Origin of the sequence: Streptomyces sp. NPDC048420 (assembly GCF_040651535.1) — a bacterium.
Classification (GTDB): domain Bacteria; phylum Actinomycetota; class Actinomycetes; order Streptomycetales; family Streptomycetaceae; genus Streptomyces.
The window spans coordinates 424,963-441,665 of record NZ_JBEZKG010000002.1; the positions used below are offsets into that span (position 1 = coordinate 424,963).

Annotated in this window: 16 protein-coding genes and 1 pseudogene; 10 read left to right on the forward strand and 7 right to left on the reverse strand. The window is 72.3% G+C overall.

Annotation, left to right across the window (positions count from 1 at the left end; genetic code table 11):
- Positions 1–93: 93 nt before the first annotated feature.
- Together AB0D34_RS04680 and AB0D34_RS04685 are read right to left on the reverse strand one after the other, a co-directional pair.
- Positions 94–732, reverse strand: coding sequence for a LytR C-terminal domain-containing protein (locus tag AB0D34_RS04680; protein ID WP_362656370.1), 639 nt, complete (start codon positions 730–732; stop codon positions 94–96).
- Between the two features lie 99 nt (positions 733–831).
- The gene (locus tag AB0D34_RS04685) at positions 832–1,128 is read right to left on the reverse strand and encodes a type II toxin-antitoxin system VapB family antitoxin (protein WP_003999914.1); all 297 of its coding nucleotides are present in this window, start codon (positions 1,126–1,128) and stop codon (positions 832–834) included.
- 254 nt (positions 1,129–1,382) lie between these two features.
- On the opposite strand from AB0D34_RS04685, the pseudogene AB0D34_RS04690 reads away from it, so the two are divergent.
- Positions 1,383–1,558 (forward strand): annotated as a pseudogene (locus AB0D34_RS04690) (ATP-binding protein); the annotation flags it as partial.
- A 217-nt stretch (positions 1,559–1,775) separates the two neighbouring features.
- On the opposite strand, the gene AB0D34_RS04695 reads toward AB0D34_RS04690, so the two are convergent.
- The 3 genes from AB0D34_RS04695 to AB0D34_RS04705 all read right to left on the reverse strand — a co-directional run bounded on the left by AB0D34_RS04695 (position 1,776) and on the right by AB0D34_RS04705 (position 3,532).
- The gene (locus AB0D34_RS04695; RefSeq protein WP_362656373.1) at positions 1,776–2,084 is read right to left on the reverse strand and encodes a hypothetical protein; all 309 of its coding nucleotides are present in this window, start codon (positions 2,082–2,084) and stop codon (positions 1,776–1,778) included.
- An 89-nt stretch (positions 2,085–2,173) separates the two neighbouring features.
- Positions 2,174–2,761: an HhH-GPD-type base excision DNA repair protein gene (locus AB0D34_RS04700; RefSeq protein ID WP_362656376.1), complete on the reverse strand. Its 588-nt coding sequence runs from the start codon at positions 2,759–2,761 to the stop codon at positions 2,174–2,176.
- Between the two features lie 33 nt (positions 2,762–2,794).
- Positions 2,795–3,532, reverse strand: coding sequence for a siderophore-interacting protein (locus tag AB0D34_RS04705; protein ID WP_362656379.1), 738 nt, complete (start codon positions 3,530–3,532; stop codon positions 2,795–2,797).
- Between the two features lie 79 nt (positions 3,533–3,611).
- Between AB0D34_RS04705 and AB0D34_RS04710 the strand changes: the two genes are divergently transcribed.
- From AB0D34_RS04710 to AB0D34_RS04730, 5 genes are all read left to right on the forward strand, one after another.
- Positions 3,612–6,179 carry a penicillin acylase family protein gene (locus tag AB0D34_RS04710; protein WP_362656381.1) on the forward strand — a complete coding sequence of 856 codons (2,568 nt, stop codon included), beginning with the start codon at positions 3,612–3,614 and terminating at the stop codon, positions 6,177–6,179.
- An 8-nt stretch (positions 6,180–6,187) separates the two neighbouring features.
- Positions 6,188–6,793, forward strand: coding sequence for a GNAT family N-acetyltransferase (locus AB0D34_RS04715; RefSeq protein WP_362656384.1), 606 nt, complete (start codon positions 6,188–6,190; stop codon positions 6,791–6,793).
- On the forward strand, positions 6,790–7,257 hold the full coding sequence (locus tag AB0D34_RS04720; protein WP_362656387.1) for a cupin domain-containing protein: 468 nt from the start codon (positions 6,790–6,792) through the stop codon (positions 7,255–7,257). Before AB0D34_RS04715 ends, AB0D34_RS04720 begins: the two co-directional genes overlap by 4 nt.
- Entirely contained in the window at positions 7,254–8,021 is a 768-nt protein-coding gene (locus AB0D34_RS04725) for a glucose 1-dehydrogenase (protein ID WP_362656390.1), read from the forward strand. The genes AB0D34_RS04720 and AB0D34_RS04725 overlap by 4 nt, the downstream gene beginning before the upstream one ends.
- A gap of 123 nt (positions 8,022–8,144) precedes the next feature.
- Positions 8,145–9,908: a copper resistance protein CopC gene (locus AB0D34_RS04730; RefSeq protein ID WP_362656393.1), complete on the forward strand. Its 1,764-nt coding sequence runs from the start codon at positions 8,145–8,147 to the stop codon at positions 9,906–9,908.
- Here the strand turns inward: AB0D34_RS04730 and AB0D34_RS04735 are convergent.
- Complete coding sequence (locus AB0D34_RS04735; RefSeq protein WP_362656396.1) at positions 9,874–10,704, reverse strand: DUF72 domain-containing protein; 831 nt, start codon at positions 10,702–10,704, stop codon at positions 9,874–9,876. The two genes, AB0D34_RS04730 and AB0D34_RS04735, sit on opposite strands and share 35 nt — an antisense overlap.
- 30 nt (positions 10,705–10,734) lie before the next feature.
- Here AB0D34_RS04735 and AB0D34_RS04740 point away from each other — a divergent pair, with 30 nt between their 5' ends.
- Positions 10,735–11,514 (forward strand): SDR family oxidoreductase, encoded by a 780-nt coding sequence (locus AB0D34_RS04740; protein ID WP_362656399.1) that lies wholly within the window; start codon positions 10,735–10,737, stop codon positions 11,512–11,514.
- Between the two features lie 54 nt (positions 11,515–11,568).
- Here AB0D34_RS04740 and AB0D34_RS04745 read toward each other — a convergent pair whose 3' ends face one another.
- A complete protein-coding gene (locus AB0D34_RS04745; protein ID WP_362656402.1) occupies positions 11,569–12,294 on the reverse strand; it encodes a DUF4232 domain-containing protein in 726 nt (241 codons plus the stop codon).
- A gap of 135 nt (positions 12,295–12,429) precedes the next feature.
- On the opposite strand from AB0D34_RS04745, the gene AB0D34_RS04750 reads away from it, so the two are divergent.
- The 3 genes from AB0D34_RS04750 to AB0D34_RS04760 all read left to right on the forward strand — a co-directional run bounded on the left by AB0D34_RS04750 (position 12,430) and on the right by AB0D34_RS04760 (position 16,578).
- Positions 12,430–14,247, forward strand: coding sequence for an alkaline phosphatase D family protein (locus tag AB0D34_RS04750; RefSeq protein WP_362656405.1), 1,818 nt, complete (start codon positions 12,430–12,432; stop codon positions 14,245–14,247).
- 14 nt (positions 14,248–14,261) lie between these two features.
- Positions 14,262–15,917, forward strand: a complete 1,656-nt coding sequence (locus AB0D34_RS04755; RefSeq protein WP_362656408.1) for a VCBS repeat-containing protein — start codon at positions 14,262–14,264, stop codon at positions 15,915–15,917.
- A gap of 118 nt (positions 15,918–16,035) precedes the next feature.
- Complete coding sequence (locus tag AB0D34_RS04760; protein WP_362656409.1) at positions 16,036–16,578, forward strand: hypothetical protein; 543 nt, start codon at positions 16,036–16,038, stop codon at positions 16,576–16,578.
- Positions 16,579–16,703 lie beyond the last annotated feature (125 nt).

Here is a 16,703-nt window from a genome sequence, read left to right on the forward strand (position 1 = left end):
CCCGCACCACGACGGGCCGTCAGCCGTGTACACCGACCCCACCGGCCCGCACTCGCCCCACAACCGAACCCGGCACCCCCTTGGGCGAAGAGCTCAGCAACCCTGCTTCGAAGTCGCGGCCGCCGGCGCAGGCGACACCAGCGCGGCCAGCGCCTTGTCGGCTGCCGCCTTCGCCGTGAGGTTCTTGAACGCCGTCCCGATGATCAGGTCGACCTCGGCCCCCTTGCGCGTGTCCGTGCGCGTCTCCGCGGACGCGAGCTGCGTACCCAGCACCGGCAGCGACGTCTTCAGCGCGGAGGACGGGCCGAGCAGTATCCCGACGCCCTTGACCTTCTTGTCGTACGTCGCCGTCGCGTTGCCCACGTCGCCGATCCTGAAGCCCCGCTTCTTCAGCTCGTCCGCCGTCTTCTTGGCGAGCCCGCCGCGAGCGGTGGCGTTCAGGACGTTGACGGTGATCTGGCCCGGCCTGGGCAGCGCGGCCGTGGGGACCGACGGCGAGGGACTCGCCTTCGTCGCGCAGCCCGCCTTGGGACCGGCCGCCGAGGCTTCGTCGCCGCCCGTGAAGACGTCGATGAGCTGGAGCGTGCCCCATCCGGCCAGACTCAGCGCGGCGACGGAGGCCACCACGCCGAGCACGAGCCTGCCGCGTCGCCGAGGCCGGCGCATCCGGGGGTACTTGTCTCCCGTGATCCGGTACTTACCGCCCATGCCGGGGGGAGTCAGCATGCTCATGGGCGCAGCGTAGTGCGCCCGGGCGGCGATGCCTACTAGATGATCATTGACCCGCGTGCAGGAGAACCCGAAAGGGCCAAACCTTTACAGCGTGGTCACTCAGTCCAGCTCGAGCACACGCGCGTGCAGGACCTGTCGCTGCTGGAGCGCCGCCCGCACCGCGCGGTGCAGGCCGTCCTCCAGGTACAGGTCGCCCTGCCACTTCACCACGTGCGCGAACAGGTCGCCGTAGAACGTGGAGTCCTCGGCGAGCAGGGTCTCCAGGTCGAGTTGGCCCTTGGTCGTCACGAGTTGATCGAGGCGGACCGGGCGCGGTGCGACGTCCGCCCACTGCCGGGTGCTTTCCCGGCCGTGGTCGGGGTACGGCCGGCCGTTTCCGATGCGCTTGAAGATCACACGGAAAGCCTACCGGTCAAGACCTTCCGGGCGCAGCCATGGCGACCGAGTGCGGCGCTGAAAAAAGAACAACAAAGGGGGGCAAATCGGGAACAGGGCCTGGTATGAGCGAGCGAAAGACCGCGCGCGGGGGTGTGACGGGAGCCCCTGCGGGAACTGCCGACCGTTCCATGCCGGAGGCAAAACCCACCTCCGCCGCCCTGCCGCAGGAGGCCCCGCTGCCGATGCCCAACCGGCACCTCTACGACCTCGTCCTCGAAGTGGCGGTCAGGGCCTCCTCCCTCCACGGGCGTTACGCACAGGCTGTGGACGGGGAATCGGCCTACGAGAAGTTGAGCTCGCGGGGTGCCAAGGGCCCGGAAGCCGAAGGAGGACCCAGGTCGGGCGCGAGATCACCCGCTCGCTCCTCGGTACGGCACGGAGGAGGCGGCAACCCCGCAGGGACCACCCCCTCCGGTGGATCAGCCGCGTTTCTGCTCCCTCTCCGGCGGCCTCTTCCGCTCGGCCGCCGGCGGTTTCGGTGCACTGCGGACTGCCTCCGCGCGCAACAGTGCGCGCAGGATCGCGTACGGGTCAGTGGGCATGACGATGTCCTCGCGTGAGTCGTGAGTCGTGAGTACTGAGCGGGCCTGGGGGAACGGGCTCTGTCAGCAGCGCAGGACCACGGAACGCGGGGCGGGCGGGGCGTACGGCGGCCGCGAGGGCCTCGGGGGGCGATGGGCCCGGGGACACGTCTCCTGCCGGGGGGCGGGTCGCAGGGATACGGCCGGCTGGTGGACGACACGGGCCGGCGGCCGCAGGGCGGTGTCGAGGAGGTCGTACTCGATGATCTCCCCGGCGGCCACGACATGCGCCTCGGCCGCGTGCACGGGGGCGACCGGCACGAGCAGGGCGAGCAACAGCACGAGCGTGCGCAGCCAGGTGCGGCTGGGCGGAAGGCGTCGTGCGGGGCTCACCCAGGTCATCTGCCACCCGACGCGCCCGCATCATCACAACGGCCCTGAAAATCACCCGTTCACACCAGCGCCGAGAGGGGTGCGGCGAACTACTTCTTCTTGGCCGCCTTCGCCGCGGCCTTCATCTCCTGCTTGTGAGCCCGTACCTTGCCCAGCGACTCAGGCCCGGTGATGTCCGCGACGGACCGGAACGATCCCGCCTCCCCGTACGCCCCGGCGGCCTCCCGCCACCCCGACGGCGTCACCCCCAACTGCTTCCCCAGCAGCGCCAGAAAGATCTGCGCCTTCTGCTGACCGAAGCCGGGCAGCTCCTGCAACCGGCGCAACAGCTCACGCCCGTCCGCGACCCCCTTCCACACCAGCTCGGCCCGCCCGTCGTAGTGCTCGACGAGGTACTGGCACAGCTGCTGGATCCGCTTGGCCATGGAACCCGGATAGCGATGCACGGCCGGCTTCTCGGAGAGCAGCGCGGCGAAGGCCTCCGGGTCCTGCGCGGCGATCTCGTGCGCGTCGAGGTCGCCCGCGCCGAGGCGGTCCGCGATGGTGCGGGGGCCCTTGAACGCCCACTCCATCGGAACCTGCTGGTCCAGCAGCATCCCGACCAGCGCGGCGAGCGGGGAGCGGCCGAGGAGTTCGTCGGCCTCGGGGTCCTGGGCGAGGTGAAGGGTGACGTCCATGACCCCGATCATGCCCCCGCCGGCGGCGCGCCTCTACCGGGAGCCGACGGGCTGGTCCCGCCAGTAGCCGAGCGCGTGCACCCGCTGCTTGGGGACGCCCAGCTCCTTGCGGACGTACGACGACAGGGCCCTGGTCGTCGCCGTGTCGCAGGCGATCCAGACGTACGCGTCCGGGTGGGTCTTCAGCAGGCCGGGCAGGTCCGCCTTCACCTGGGCGACCAGATGGGCGCCAGAGTCGAGGCGGAGGACCCGGCGGACCTCGTGGCGGGACGGGTCGGTGCGGAAGGGGAGGTCGTCCTCGCCGCCCTCGAACCAGACGGTCGCGGGGGAGGTGTCCAGGGCGCCGAGGAGGGAGTTGAGGGCGGGCAGGGAGGCGGGGTCGCCGACGGCGAAGACGTGGGTGGGCTCGGGGTCGGGGTGGTCGAAGCCGGTGCCGTGGACCGTGGCCTCGATGGTGTCGCCGGGCTTCGCCGTCCGCGCCCAGTCGCTGGCGACGCCGTCGTGCAGGGCGAACTCCAGGGTGAAGGTGCCGGCCCCGGGGTCCGGGTCGACCAGGGTGTACGCGCGCTGGTGCGGTTTGCCCGCGGCGGGGAACCACAGGCGTACCCACATCGTCGGGTGGACGCCGGTGGTCGCCAGCATGCCGCCGTCGGTGAGGTGCACCCGCCGGTACTCGCCGGTGACGTCCTCGGCGCCGGTCACGGTGAACTCGAAGTCCTTCGCGCGCAGCAGTCGGAGGACCGCTCCCTCCCAGCCGTGCCCCTGGCCCATGGTCTCTGCACCCTTCGCGTACGATTCCCGCACCAAGCAAACTTAGGTAAGCCTAACTTAAAGGGAAGCGGGTCCGAGGGTGAGTATCGAGATCTACCGCGACGCCTGGGGGATACCCCATCTCCGCGCGGGCAGCGCGCGTGAACTCGCCCGCGCCCAGGGCCGGGTCACCGCCCGCGACCGTGCCTGGCAGCTGGAGGTCGAACGGCATCGCGCGCAGGGCACCTCGGCCGCCTTCCTCGGCGCCGGGGCGCTGTCCTGGGACACCCTCGCGAGACAGGCCCGCCTGGCGGACACGGCGAGACGCTGTTTCGGGGCGCTGGAGAGACGGGACCCGGAGACGGCGGACTGGGTACGGGCGTACGTCGACGGCGTGAACGAGGAGCTGCCGTCCACCGCGGCCCACGAGTTCGCCCGCGTCGGTCTCGCCCCCGGGCGCTGGGAGCCCTGGACCCCGCTCGGCATCTGGCTCGCCACCCACATCCTGTTCGCCGGCTTCCCGGCCAAGCTCTGGCGGGACGAGGCGATACGGCACCTCGGGCCGGACGCGGTCGGTCTCTTCGCCACCGACGGCCCGGGCACCTCCGGCAGCAACGGCTGGCTGGTCGCCGGTGCCCGCACCACCACCGGTCACGCCGTCCTCGCGGGCGACCCGCACCGCTTCATCGAGGACCCCGGCGTCTACCAGCAGATCCGCCTGTCCTGCCCCGAGTTCGACGTCGTCGGCCTCGCCGTGCCCGGCGTCCCCGGCATCGCCCACTTCGGCCACACCGGCACGGTCGCCTGGTCCATCACCAACGCCATGGCCGACTACCAGGACCTCTACAGGGAGCGGCTGCGGCGCACGGGCGCCGGGGTGGAGGCCCTCGGCCCCGACGGCACCTGGCACCGGGCAAGCCGCCACACGGAGACCATCGAGGTGGCGGGCGAGCCCCCCGCCGAGATCGAGGTGATCGAGACGGCACGGGGACCGGTGATCGCCGGGGGACCGGAAGGGCTGGACGGGGGAGTCCTGGACGAGGAGACATCGGCGGTCACGGCGGAACCGGGCACGGGCACCTCCGGCGGCCGGCGCGGGCGGGCCCCGGACACCACCGCTCCGCAGGGCCTTGGTGGCTACGCTTCCCCGGCCCCGGAGGCTCCGGGCGGTGTCCCGCATGGCCTCGGTGGCGACGGTTCCCAGGCCGTCGGTGCTTTTGACGGCGTCGCGGACGGCCTGGGTGGCGGCGGCTCCCAGGCCCCGCAGGCTCCCGACGGCGCCCCGCACACCCCCGCCGGTCACGGCTCCCCGGCGACACCGGACGCTCCCGACCACGCCTCCCGCACCCCCCTCGCCCATGTCCCCCACGACCACGCCTCCCGCACCTCCCTCGCCCATGTCCCCCACGACCACGCCTCCCGCACCTCCCTCGCCCATGTCCCCCACGACCACGCCTCCCGCACCCCCCTCGCCCACGTCACCCCCGACCCTGGCCCCCGCACCCCCCTCGCCCACGTCACCCCCGACCCAGCCCCCACCCCCGTAGCCCTCTCCCTCCGCTACCCGCCCCGAGTCACCGAGGACCTCGGCTTCAGCGCCCTGCTCCCCCTTCTCCGGGCCCGCCGCATCGCCGACGTGGACCGGGCCTTCGATCTGTGGGCCGAGCCGGTGAACGTCGTGCAGGCCGCGGACACCGAGGGCGGACTGCTGCACCGGGTCGCCGGCCGGGTCCCCGTGCGTGCGGAGGCCAACCGGCTCCGCCCCGTCCCCGCCTGGGAGTCCGGGCACGAGTGGCAGGACTGGCACGACACCCCCCGCGCCGGTCTCACCGACGGCATCGCCGTGATGGCCAACCAGCGCGGCCCCGCCACCCCGCTCGGCGTCGAGTTCGCCGCACCCCACCGCGCTGACCGCATCACCGCGCTGCTGGCGCAGAAGGAGCGCTGGTCGTCCGCCGACATGCCGCTGATCCACACGGACACCCATCTCGCCTCGGCACAGCCCCTGTTGGACCACCTCGCGGCCCTGGACGACCCGAGCCCCGAGGCCGCGGCCTTGAGGGAGACGATCCTTCGATGGGATCGCCGGATGGACGCGGGCAACCGGGAGGCCGCCCTCTACGCCGCCGTCCGCAGCGCGGTCGTACGACGGCTCGCCGCCCACCCCGCCTTCGCGGCGCTCACCGCCCCGCCCGCCTACCCCGAGGTCCTCCTCCCCTGGCTCGGCCTTGTCCCCCGTATCGCCTTCGCACTCGAACACCTCCTGCGCGCCGAGGAGTTGTACGGCATCGACCGGTCCGAGGCTGTGCGCGGGGCCGTGGAAGATGTGGCCGCGCAGCCGCCGCAAGGCACCTGGGGCGACACCCACCGCCTCGCCCCCTGGAGCGCCCTCCCGGCGGACGAACCGACGGCCCCCGGCCTCTCCGGCGACCACGACTGCGTCCTGTGCACCTCCGCGGTGCCCGGGCTCACCGATCTCGCCGCCCGCGGCCCGGCCGCCCGTTACGTCTGGGACCTGGCCCGCCGCGAGGACAGCCTCTGGGCGGTCCCGCTGGGCGCCTCCGGAGTCCCGGGGTCACCTCATCACCGTGACCAACTCCCCTTGTGGCTCAAGGGAGATCTCGTCCCGGTCGTCACCGACTGGCAGCAACTGACCAAGGAAGACTGAGGAAGCCGATGTCCGACACCCCCACCCGAGACGCGGTACACACCCGGACCGTCGACGGCTTCGGCACCGTACGCGTCCTGCCTCTCGACCCGCACGCCGACGCCGCCACCGTGCACGCCTGGGTGCGTGAGGAACGGGCCGTGTTCTGGGGCATGAACGGCCTCACCCAGGACCAAGTGGAGGAGATCTACGCCCACTTGGACACCCTCGACACCCACCACGCCTACCTCCTCGAGAAGGACGGCGAACCGGCCGGGCTCCTGCAGACCTACGAGCCGGAGGCCGACCGGGTCAGCGAGTGCTACCCCGTCGAGCCCGGTGACATCGGCATCCATCTGCTGCTGCCGCCCCCCGGCCCGGACGGCACGCGTCACGGCTGGTCGTCGGCGTTGCTGTCCGCCGTGGCCGAGTACGTCCTGGTGGGCCTGGACCGGCGGCGGGTGGTGGTCGACCCCGACGTGCGCAACGAGAAGGCCATCGACCGCTTCCTGAAGCAGGGCTTCGTGGCCGGGCCCCGGGTCGTCCTGCCGGAGATCGACATCCCGGACGTCCACCTGCCCGAGAAGCACGCCCAACTGGCCTTCCTCACCAGGGAGGTAGCCTTCCCCGGGTGACCCCGGATGAGCTCATCGCGCACTACGCACTGGAGCCGATCCCCCGCGAGGGCGGCCTGTTCCGCCGTACCTGGGCGGGATCCGAGCGCCCGGACGGCCGCCCCGCGGGCTCCGCCATCGTCGTACTGCTGACCGCGGACGACTACTCCGCCCTGCACCGCCTGCCCAGCGACGAGATCTGGCACCACTACCTCGGCGACCCGCTGGACCTCCTGCTCCTCGCCCCGGACGGCACCGCCACGGCCGCCGTCCTCGGGCCGGACATCCGCGCCGGTCAGCACCCCCAGCTGACCGTGCCCGCGGGCACCTGGATGGGCGCCAGGACCCGGGGCGCGTGGAGTTTCTTCGGCTGCACCATGGCGCCCGGCTTCACCTACGAGGACTACGAGCACGGCAACGCGGCGGAACTGACGGCGCGTTACCCGTCCGAGGCCGCCCGGATCGCGGCACTGTGCCGTCCATGAGACTCCTGGAAGGACAGGTCGCCCTGGTCACGGGCGCGAGCGGCGGCATCGGACGCGGGATCGCGCTGCGGTTCGCCGAGCAGGGCGCCTCGGTCGCGGTCCATTGCCGTACGGCCGTGGCGGCGGCCCGTGAAGTTGCCTCCCGGATCGAGGACATGGGCGCCCGGGCCGTCGTACTGGAAGCGGATCTGCGGGACGAGGAGGGGTGTCACCGGCTGGTCCGTGCGGCCGCCGAGTGGGGTGGCGGGCTTTCCCCCGGGCGCTTGACCGCGCTGGTCAACAACGCGGGGGTGCAGCCCACGCGGCCGCTGCCCGGGATGACGGCGGCGGAGTGGCAGGAGGTCGTGGACACCAACCTCAGCAGCGTCTTCGCGTGCACGCAGGCGGCGGCCGAGGTCATGGGGCCGGGCGGGTCCGTGACGCACATCGCGTCCATCGAGGCGAGTCACCCCGCGCCCGAACACGCCCACTACTCCGCCTCCAAGGCCGCCGTCGTCATGCACGCACGGGCGGCCGCCCTGGAGTACGGCCCGCACGGCATCCGCGTCAACACGGTCTCGCCGGGCCTGATCGACCGGGAGGGGCTCGCGCGGGACTGGCCGGAGGGGGTGGAGCGGTGGACGCGGACGGCGCCCCTGGCACGTCTCGGGCGGCCGGAGGACGTGGCCGACGCGTGTGTGTTCCTGGCCTCGCCGCTCGCGTCCTGGATCACCGGGCACGACCTGGTGGTGGACGGCGGGGTGTCCGCGCGGCCGACCTGGTGAGTGTTCCCGGGTTCGCGTCCGTACGTATCGGGGAGCCCTTGAGCCCAGGTACGGAGTAGTGACGTGAGGTGTGAGCGTGCAGGCAGCGGCACAGGCCGGCGAAGGCGAGGACTTCAAGGGCTGGTGCTGCTGGGCACCGTGCTGGTCCTGCTCCTCTTCGGCGGCGCGGGAGCGGCGTCGGCCCATGCCGCCCTCCGGGCCACCGACCCCGAGGACGGAACCGTCCTCAAGTCCGCCCCCCGTGACATCACCCTGACCTTCACCGAGTCCGTCGGCCTGCTCGACGACTCCTTCCGGGTCCTGGACCCCGACGGCAAGCGCCTGAAGGTCAGCGACGCCGGACACGGGCCGGGCGGCTCGGACACGGCCCGGGTCTCCCTGCCCGCGAAGCTCTCCCAGGGCACCTACACGGTGGCCTGGCGCGTGGTCTCCGCCGACAGCCACCCGGTCTCCGGCGCGTTCACCTTCTCGGTCGGCAAGCCGTCCCCGGCCCCGGTGGCCCTGGACACCGGCCCGACCGAGGACCCGGCCACCGAGAGCCTCTACAACATGGGCCGCTATCTGGCCTACCTCGCCGCGGCCCTGCTCATCGGCACCGCCGTCTTCCTCACGGTCTGCCGCCCCCCGGAGCCGGCCCGGCTGCGCCGGCTGCTGTGGGCGGGCTGGGGCACCCTGCTCGGCTCGTCGCTGTTCCTGCTGGTGCTGCGGGCACCGTACGAGGCGGGGACGGGCCCCGGTGACGCCTTCTCGGCACAGGGCTTCCAGCGCACCCTGACCACCCGCCCCGGCGAGGCGCTCCTGGTCCGCGTCGCGCTGCTGCTCGTGGCGTACTTCTTCGTCGTACGACTGCTGCGGCTCGGGGAGTCGGCGCTGTCCCGTGCGTGGCAGGCGGCGGGCGGTGTGCTGGCCGTGGGTCTCGCGCTGACCTGGGCCGCCGCCGAGCACGCGTCCGCCGGGATCCAGGTGCCGGTGGCGATGACGTCCGCGGTGCTGCACGTGCTGGCCATGGCGGTCTGGCTGGGCGGCCTCGCGGCCCTGCTCAGCACGCTGTACCGGCCCGCGTCGGACATCCCGGCCACCGTCGTCTCCCGTTTCTCGCGGCTGGCCTTCGCCTCCGTGACCGTCCTCGTCGCCACCGGCGTCTACCAGTCCTGGCGCGGCCTCGGCTCCTGGGACGCCATCACCGGCACGACCTACGGCCATCTCCTCGTCTTCAAGCTGATCGCGGTCGCGCTGCTGCTGACGGCGGCGCGCCTTTCGCGGAGGTGGACGGGACGGCTGGCGGCGGTCCACTCGGAGGTGGAGTCGGAGACGGTCGTACGGGAGCGGGTGCCGGAGCCGGTGGGGGGACCGCCGGCCGCGTCGGAGCCGGAGCCCGCCGCCCCCGGGGTCCGCTCGCCGGCGTACCGGAACGGCCTGCGCCGGTCCGTCCTCGCCGAAGTGGCGGTCGGGGTCGTGGTGCTGGTGCTGAGCACCGTGCTGAGCGGGACGCTGCCGGGGCGGGCGCAGGCGGAGGCGGCCGAGTCGGCTCCGGCCTCGGGCGGACTGCCGGCCGCGTCCGTGACCAACGTCCCCTTCGCCGTGGGCGGTGCCTCGGGCAAGGTGCAGATCACCCTCGACCCGGGCCGCACCGGCCTGAACTCGGTCCAGGCCATCGTCTTCGCCGCTGACGGAGGCCTCGCCACGATCCCCGAACTGAGGCTGTCCTTCACCCTCCCGGCCAAGGAGATCGGCCCGATCGACGCCGAGGTGAAGGACAAGGGCGGCTACTGGGGCACCAACGACCTCACCCTTCCCCTCGCCGGAGACTGGCGGATGAAGGCGACGATCAGGGTCTCGGACGTCGACCAGATCAGCGTGACGAAGACGGTGCGGATCGTGGGCTGAGCAGGTCGGCCATGGTCTCGGCGGCCTGGACGGCGGCCGCTCCGCAGCAGTTGTTGAACAGGACGTGGAGCCGGTCGACCCGCTCGGCCAGTTCGCGCAACCGCGGTACCCACTCGGCGAGTTCGGCGCGCCGGTAGTCGTACCTGAAACGCTCCTCCTTGCTGCCGCGGCCCCAGGAGGTGCTGCGCCCGTGGAACCGCACGACGGATTGCCGTGGCGTGGTGACGGGGGTGAGCGGCGGCAGGGTGGCGGGCAGCCCCTGGACCATGTCGACACCGACGGCGGCGAAGCCGTACTTGCCCAGCAGCGCGCAGGTGAGGTCGCGCTGCCGCTCCTCCCACCAGTCCGGATGCCGGAACTCCACATGGACGGGCCACCCGGCGGTCCGCTCCGCGGTCTCCTCCAGGAACCTCTCCGCCCGCACCCCCGGCCGGAACCACGGCGGGAACTGGAACAGCACCCCGCCGAGCCGCCCCGCCGCCCGCAACGGCCCGATCCCGGCGGCGAACCGGGCCCACACCTCGTCCGGAGCGGCAGGCTGGTTCACCGGATGGCCGGTGAGCGAGGCGTACGCCTTCACGTCGAAGGTGAACCCCGGTGGCGTCCGCTCCACCCACAGCAGGCTGTTGCGCTCGCTGGGCAGCGCGTAGAAGGTGCCGTCCACCTCCACCACGGGGAACCGCTCGGCGTAGTACCGCAACCGCCCCTCGGCGTCCCGCCGACCGCGCGGGTACCAGCCACTGCGGACGAGCGCGGGATCGGTCCAGGAGCAGCTGCCGACGAGGATGTTGGTCATGGACCTCGGGTACCGACTTAAGGTCCTGGCATGACTTCGCAGGCGTATCTCTCGCAACTGTTCTCGCTGGACGGCCGCGTGGCCCTGGTGACCGGCGGGAGTTCGGGCATCGGCAGGGCGATCGCGGGGGCGTTGGCGCGGGCCGGGGCGAGGGTGGTGGTCGTGGCCCGCGGGGAGTCGGAACTGACGGCCGTGGTCGACGAGTTGCGGGCCGACGGATGCCAGGCGGCCTGGGTGAGCGGCGACTTGGGCACGAGGGAGAGCGTGCGTACGGCGGCCGAGGACGTGGTCTCCGTGTTCGGCGAGCCGGACATCGTGGTCAACTCCGCGGGGATCAACCTGCGTCCGCCGATGAGCGAGCTGACCGACGAGGTGTGGGACACCACCATGGCCGTCAACCTGGAGGCCCCCTACCTCCTCGGCCGGCGCTTCGGCCCCGGCATGGCCGGGCGCGGCTTCGGCAGGATCATCCACATCAGCTCCCAGCAGGCCCACCGCGCCTTCGTCCAGAGCGGCGCGTACGGCGTCTCCAAGGGCGGCCTGGAGTCGCTGGCCCGCTCGCAGGCCGAGGCCTGGTCCCCGTACGGCGTCACCTGCAACACCCTCGTGCCGGGCTTCGTGCTGACCCCGCTCAACGCCCGCCTCGCCGACGACCCGGAGCAGGTCGCGTCCCTGGCCGCCCGCACGATGACCGGCCGCAACGGCATTGCGGAGGACTTCGCGGGAGCGGCGGTCTTCCTGGCGAGCGGGGCGTCGGCGTATGTCACGGGGCAGTCGATCTTCGTGGACGGGGGGCTGTCGGTGCACTGATGCCGGTTCACAGCCTCGGCCGCTGGTACGGCTCCTTGGTCGTGTCCGCCGTAGTCAATGCGAGGGCGCGAACGCCGTCACCCGCACCCCGGTGTCGCAGATGCGCACCGCCTGCTTCTTCCCGCCGGAGGTGAAGGCGGGCGTCAGCGGCCGGGCCTCGCCGGGCGGAACGACGTTGACCCCGGTGATCTCGTCGCACTCGTCGAGAGAGGTGAAGGTGAGCGTCGCGGAAGCGGAACCACCGGACGCGAGGCTGAACTTGTCCGCGTCGGCGGCCGACCCGTCCCAGTCCACGGGCAGTTCGACCGGCCCCGATCCACCGATGAAGAGCAGGGAGGGAAAGCCGCTCACCGAACAGGAGCCGGACCCCTTGTTGGTGATCACGACGGAGGCGCGGCCCTTGCCGGTGCTGACCGCGGTGGCCTTCAGGTTCTTCGTACGGCAGTGATCGGCGGCCGGCGAGGGAAGCGAGTCGGCGCCGAGGAGCACCCCACCGGTCCCGGAGGGGGAGGAGGTACCGCCGTCGCCGCTGTTCTTTCCGAGGGTCCCGCCGGTGCCGCCGCCCGATGTCCCACCGGACCCAGAGCCACCGGAACCGGAGCCTCCGCCCTGGCTCTCGTCGGCCTGCGACCCGCTCTCGTCCGCCTTGTCCACCGCGCTCGACGAGCCAGAACCGGAACCGGCGCCCGAAGCGTCCTCGGCGTCGGAGGACGAGGAGGAACACCCCGCCGCCCCGGCGAGCAGCAGGACCGTGACGACGGAGATCAGTGGTCGGCGCATGGCTCCTGCCGGTTGCTCGAACGAATTGACGGACTCGGTCCCGTACCTGTGAGGGTATTGCATAGAATCCACGCCGATCACATTCATCGTTCAACGGCGCTGCGGAGCACCGCCTGGGGGGGAAGGGTCGGCCGCGTGCGCGGGAGCGACAACAGCAACGACAACAGAACCGACGCCAAGTCCATACGGCGCAGGCGGTTCCTGGGGGCGGGAGCCGTCACACTGGGGGCCGCCGGAGTCGCGGCCGCGACCCAGCTGGCGGCGGGCGGCGCCGCCGCCTCGGTGGGCGGTTCGACCACGACGGCCGGTGCCGGTACGTCGGTGAGCGGCTCGGTCTTCAAACTGGGCGTGGCCTCCGGGGACCCGCTGCCCACCGCGGTCGTGATCTGGACCCGGGTGGTGCCCGCGAACCCGGGCAGCTCCGGCATCCTGCCGCCCACCGTCGCGGTGAGCTGGGAGCTCGCCGCCGACAGCGGCTTCACCAAGATCCTCAAGAGCGGCACGGTCAACGCGACCAGCACGCTCGGCTACAGCGTCCACGTGGACGTGACAGGCCTGAGCGCGGCCACCGACTACTGGTACCGGTTCAAGGCGCTGGGCCGCACCTCCCGCACCGGCCGCACCCGCACCGCGCCGGCCGCCGGCAGCAACCCGCAGAACGTGCGCATCGCCCTGGCCTCCTGCCAGAACTGGGCGCACGGCTACTTCACCGTGTACCAGGACATGCGGGCCCAGGACCCCGACCTGGTGCTGTTCGTCGGCGACTACATCTACGAGAGCTCCGCGTACTCCTACCGCGTGCGCCGTCACGAGGGTTCGAGCGCGCCGGTGACGCTCGCCCAGTACCGGGCCCGGCACGAGCAGTACAACACCGACCCGGACCTCCAGGCGATGCGCGCCTCCACCCCGTTCGTCGTCGTCTTCGACGACCACGAGGTGGAGCAGGACTGGGCGGGCGACAAGGCGAACGACCCGGTGGCCTGGCCCCCGGCCAAGTTCCTGGAGCGACGGGCGGCCGCCTTCCAGGCCTACTACGAGCACATGCCGATCCGCCTCAAGCAGAAGCCCAGCGGCCCGGACGTCCAGATGTACCGCTCGCTCGACTTCGGCACCCTGGCCCGGCTGCACGTCCTGGACACCCGCCAGTACCGGGACGACCAGGCGACCACGCAGGAGGTCGCCAAGGAGGCCGGCCGGGTCATCGTGGGCACCGCCCAGCGCAATTGGCTGCTGAACAGCATGAGCACCGCGGGCCGGAAGTGGAACCTCATCGCCTCCCCGGTGATGATGGCCGAGACCGACCTGCTGGCCGGTGTGGGCAAGCTGTGGGAGTACGACGCCTGGGACGGCTACCAGGCCGAACGCAACGCCCTGCTGGCCGACTTCCAGGACCTGCGCAACCCGGTGGTGCTCACCGGGGACCGGCACCGCACCATCGTCAGCGACCTCAAGCTGGACTTCGCCGACCCGGACTCGGCGGTCGTCGGCGCGGAGTTCGTCGGCACCTCCATATCCAGCAACGGCGACGAGGACCTGGAGGCCTTCGCCGCCGAGTGGGCGCCCAAGCTGCCGGACAACCCGCACTGGAAGATGATCGACGCCCGGCGCGGCTACCTGCTCTTCGACATCTCCGCGGACGGCATCGAGGCCACGCTGCGGACCATCTCCACGGTCGTGACGAAGAACGGCACGACGAGCACGGCCGCGACCTTCCGGGTGACCGACGGAGTGCCGGGCGTGCAGCGGGTGGGCGCCGAGACCGAGGCGTCGTCGGCATCGCCCGGTGAGAGCGCCGAGGAGTCGGCGAGCCCGTCCGCGGACGCAGGGGACTCGCCGTCCCCGACGGACACGATCACCCCCACCGACCCGGCCACGCCGACGGACTCCACCTCGCCGTCGCCCACCGAGTCCGTGGCCGACGTGCCCGCCACCGACGTATCCCCCACCCTCTGATCCCGGGAGAGACCGTGTTCACCACCCGATCCCGGCGGACCGAGGGCGGCCACAGACACCGGCGCCCGCTCGCCGTGAAGGTGTCCGCGCTGGCCGGTACGGCCGCGGTGCTCGTCGCGGGCGCCCTCACCGTGCTGCCCGGCGACGCGGACGCGACCGCGCCGGCCCGCGCCGACTTCGACGGCGACGGCACCTCCGACCTGGTATACCGCAATGTCGCGGGCCAGTTGTACGTCAACCTCGGCTCCTCCGAGACGATGGCGCTGGACGCGGACGTCGCCAAGGTCAAGGACGTCCTCACCCCGGGCGACCTCGACGGCGACGGCGTCCAGGACGTGCTGACCCTCAGTTCCAGCGGGGTGCTCTCCTTCCACCCCGGCATATACGCGCGCGTGCCCGGCGGGCTGGGTTCGCGCCGTACGGCCGCCACCGGCTGGCAGGCGTACAACAAGATCGCCGCCCCGGGCGACATGAACGCCGACGGCAAGCCCGACCTGCTGGCCCGCACCCCGACCGGCACCCTCTACTACTACCCGGGCAAGGGCGACGGCTCCTTCGGCAGCCGCGTCAAGATCGGCACCGGCTGGCAGCAGTACGACGAGCTGATCGGCGCCGGCGACCTCAACGGCGACGGCATCGGCGACCTGCTGGCCCGCACCTTCTCCGGGACCCTCTACCGCTACACCGGCAAGAAGGGCGGCACCTTCAACGCCAAGGCCAAGGACTCCCGGACCGAGTGGGGCTCGTACAACCAGATCATCGGCGGCGGCGACTGGGACGGCAACGGCAAGACCGACCTGCTGGCCAGGGACTTCTCCGGCAACCTCTGGCTCTACCCGGGCAACGGCAACGGCACCTTCGGCACCCGTCAGGCCCGCAGCAAGGGCTGGGGCAAGGCCACCCAGTTCGCGGGCGCGGGCAACAACCCGCACTTCGGCAAGTACGGCATCATGGCCCGCACCTCGGCCGGCAGCGTCTACAGCTACGAGGTCACCGGCACCGGCACCCTGACCAACAAGCTCCTCGTCGGCGGCGCCTGGCCCTCCTCCACCACCCGCCTCGCCTACGCCACCTCGCTGCGCGACGGCGGCCTCGCGGACCTGGTCGTCCACTCCGTCAGCAGCGGCAAGCTGACCAACCCGGCGTTCTACGCCCTCTCCGACCCGCTGATCGCCGCCGGCTCCACGACGTACAACCGCATCGTCGGCCCCGGCGACATCACCGGCGACGGCAAGGGCGACCTGCTGGCCGTCACCGGCACCGGCACGCTCTACCTCTACGCGGGCACCGGCAGCGGTATGTCGGTGGCCGGGCGGGTCCAGATCGGCACCGGCTGGCAGCAGTACAACGCCCTGGTCGGGCCGGGTGACCTCACCGGCGACGGCCGCCCCGACCTGCTGGCCCGCGACACCTCCGGCACCCTGTGGCGGTACGCGGGCACCGGCTCGGCGTCCAAGCCGTTCGGCGGCCGCGTGAAGGTCGGCACCGGCTGGCAGCAGTACAAGAAGCTGTTCTCGCCCGGCGACGCCAACGGCGACGGCAAGGCCGACCTCATGGTCACGAACTCCGCCGGCGCCCTGTACTTCTACGCCGGCACCGGCACGGGCGGCTTCAAGGGCCGGGTCTCCAAGGCCACCAGCGGCTGGAGCAGTTGGGCGGACCTGCTCTGAGCCGTCGATGGTGAAACCGCGGTGGCTGGTGCGGCGTCCTGATGTGCAAGACCGGGAGAACGTATCCGAGTTACGTCATCTCCGGCCTGTCTGGACGTACCAGAGAGAATGGTGGGAAATGGCACACCGGAACCGTTCCCTGTCCCGCGCCGCCACCGTGGGCCTGGCCGCCGCGGCGCTGGCCCTGCTGACGGGCTGCACGGCCACCGCCCACAGCACCCCTCCGATCGCGGCGCCCTCGCCCGCGGTGAGCGCCTCGGCCGGGCACACCACCGCGGGCTCGCCGCCCAAGAGCGGCGGTTGCAGGTCACTGACGGTGCCGGCCACCGTCAAGGCGAGCGTCACAAGGGCCTACGGCGACCAGGCCCAGCCCCGCCTCACCCACATCGCCCCGGTCAAGGGCACGTTCTACTACGGCAGTTGCGACGGAACCTTCTACGCCGCGACCCGCTTCCAGCCGACTCCCGGCAGCACGGCGGCAGAACAGGTGGCGCTCCAGGACGACGGAGCGGCGATGAAGTACTTCGTCGACCGCCCCGGCACGGGCTGGACCTACGTGGCCAGTGACGGCTTCCCGGCCTCCCCGCAGGGCTGCGCCGCCATCACCCGGATCCCGGCGAGCCTCGCGGCGCTGTGGGACGACTGCCGGTCGACGGGGTGAGTGCGGCGGCGCCGCCGGCCTGGAAACGGCTCCGGGCGCCGGGGCTGAGCAGCTGGGCGGACCAGCCCATGGCGGACGCCCAGGCGTAGGCGTGCAGCCCGCCCGCCCAGGACACCCACCGCCGC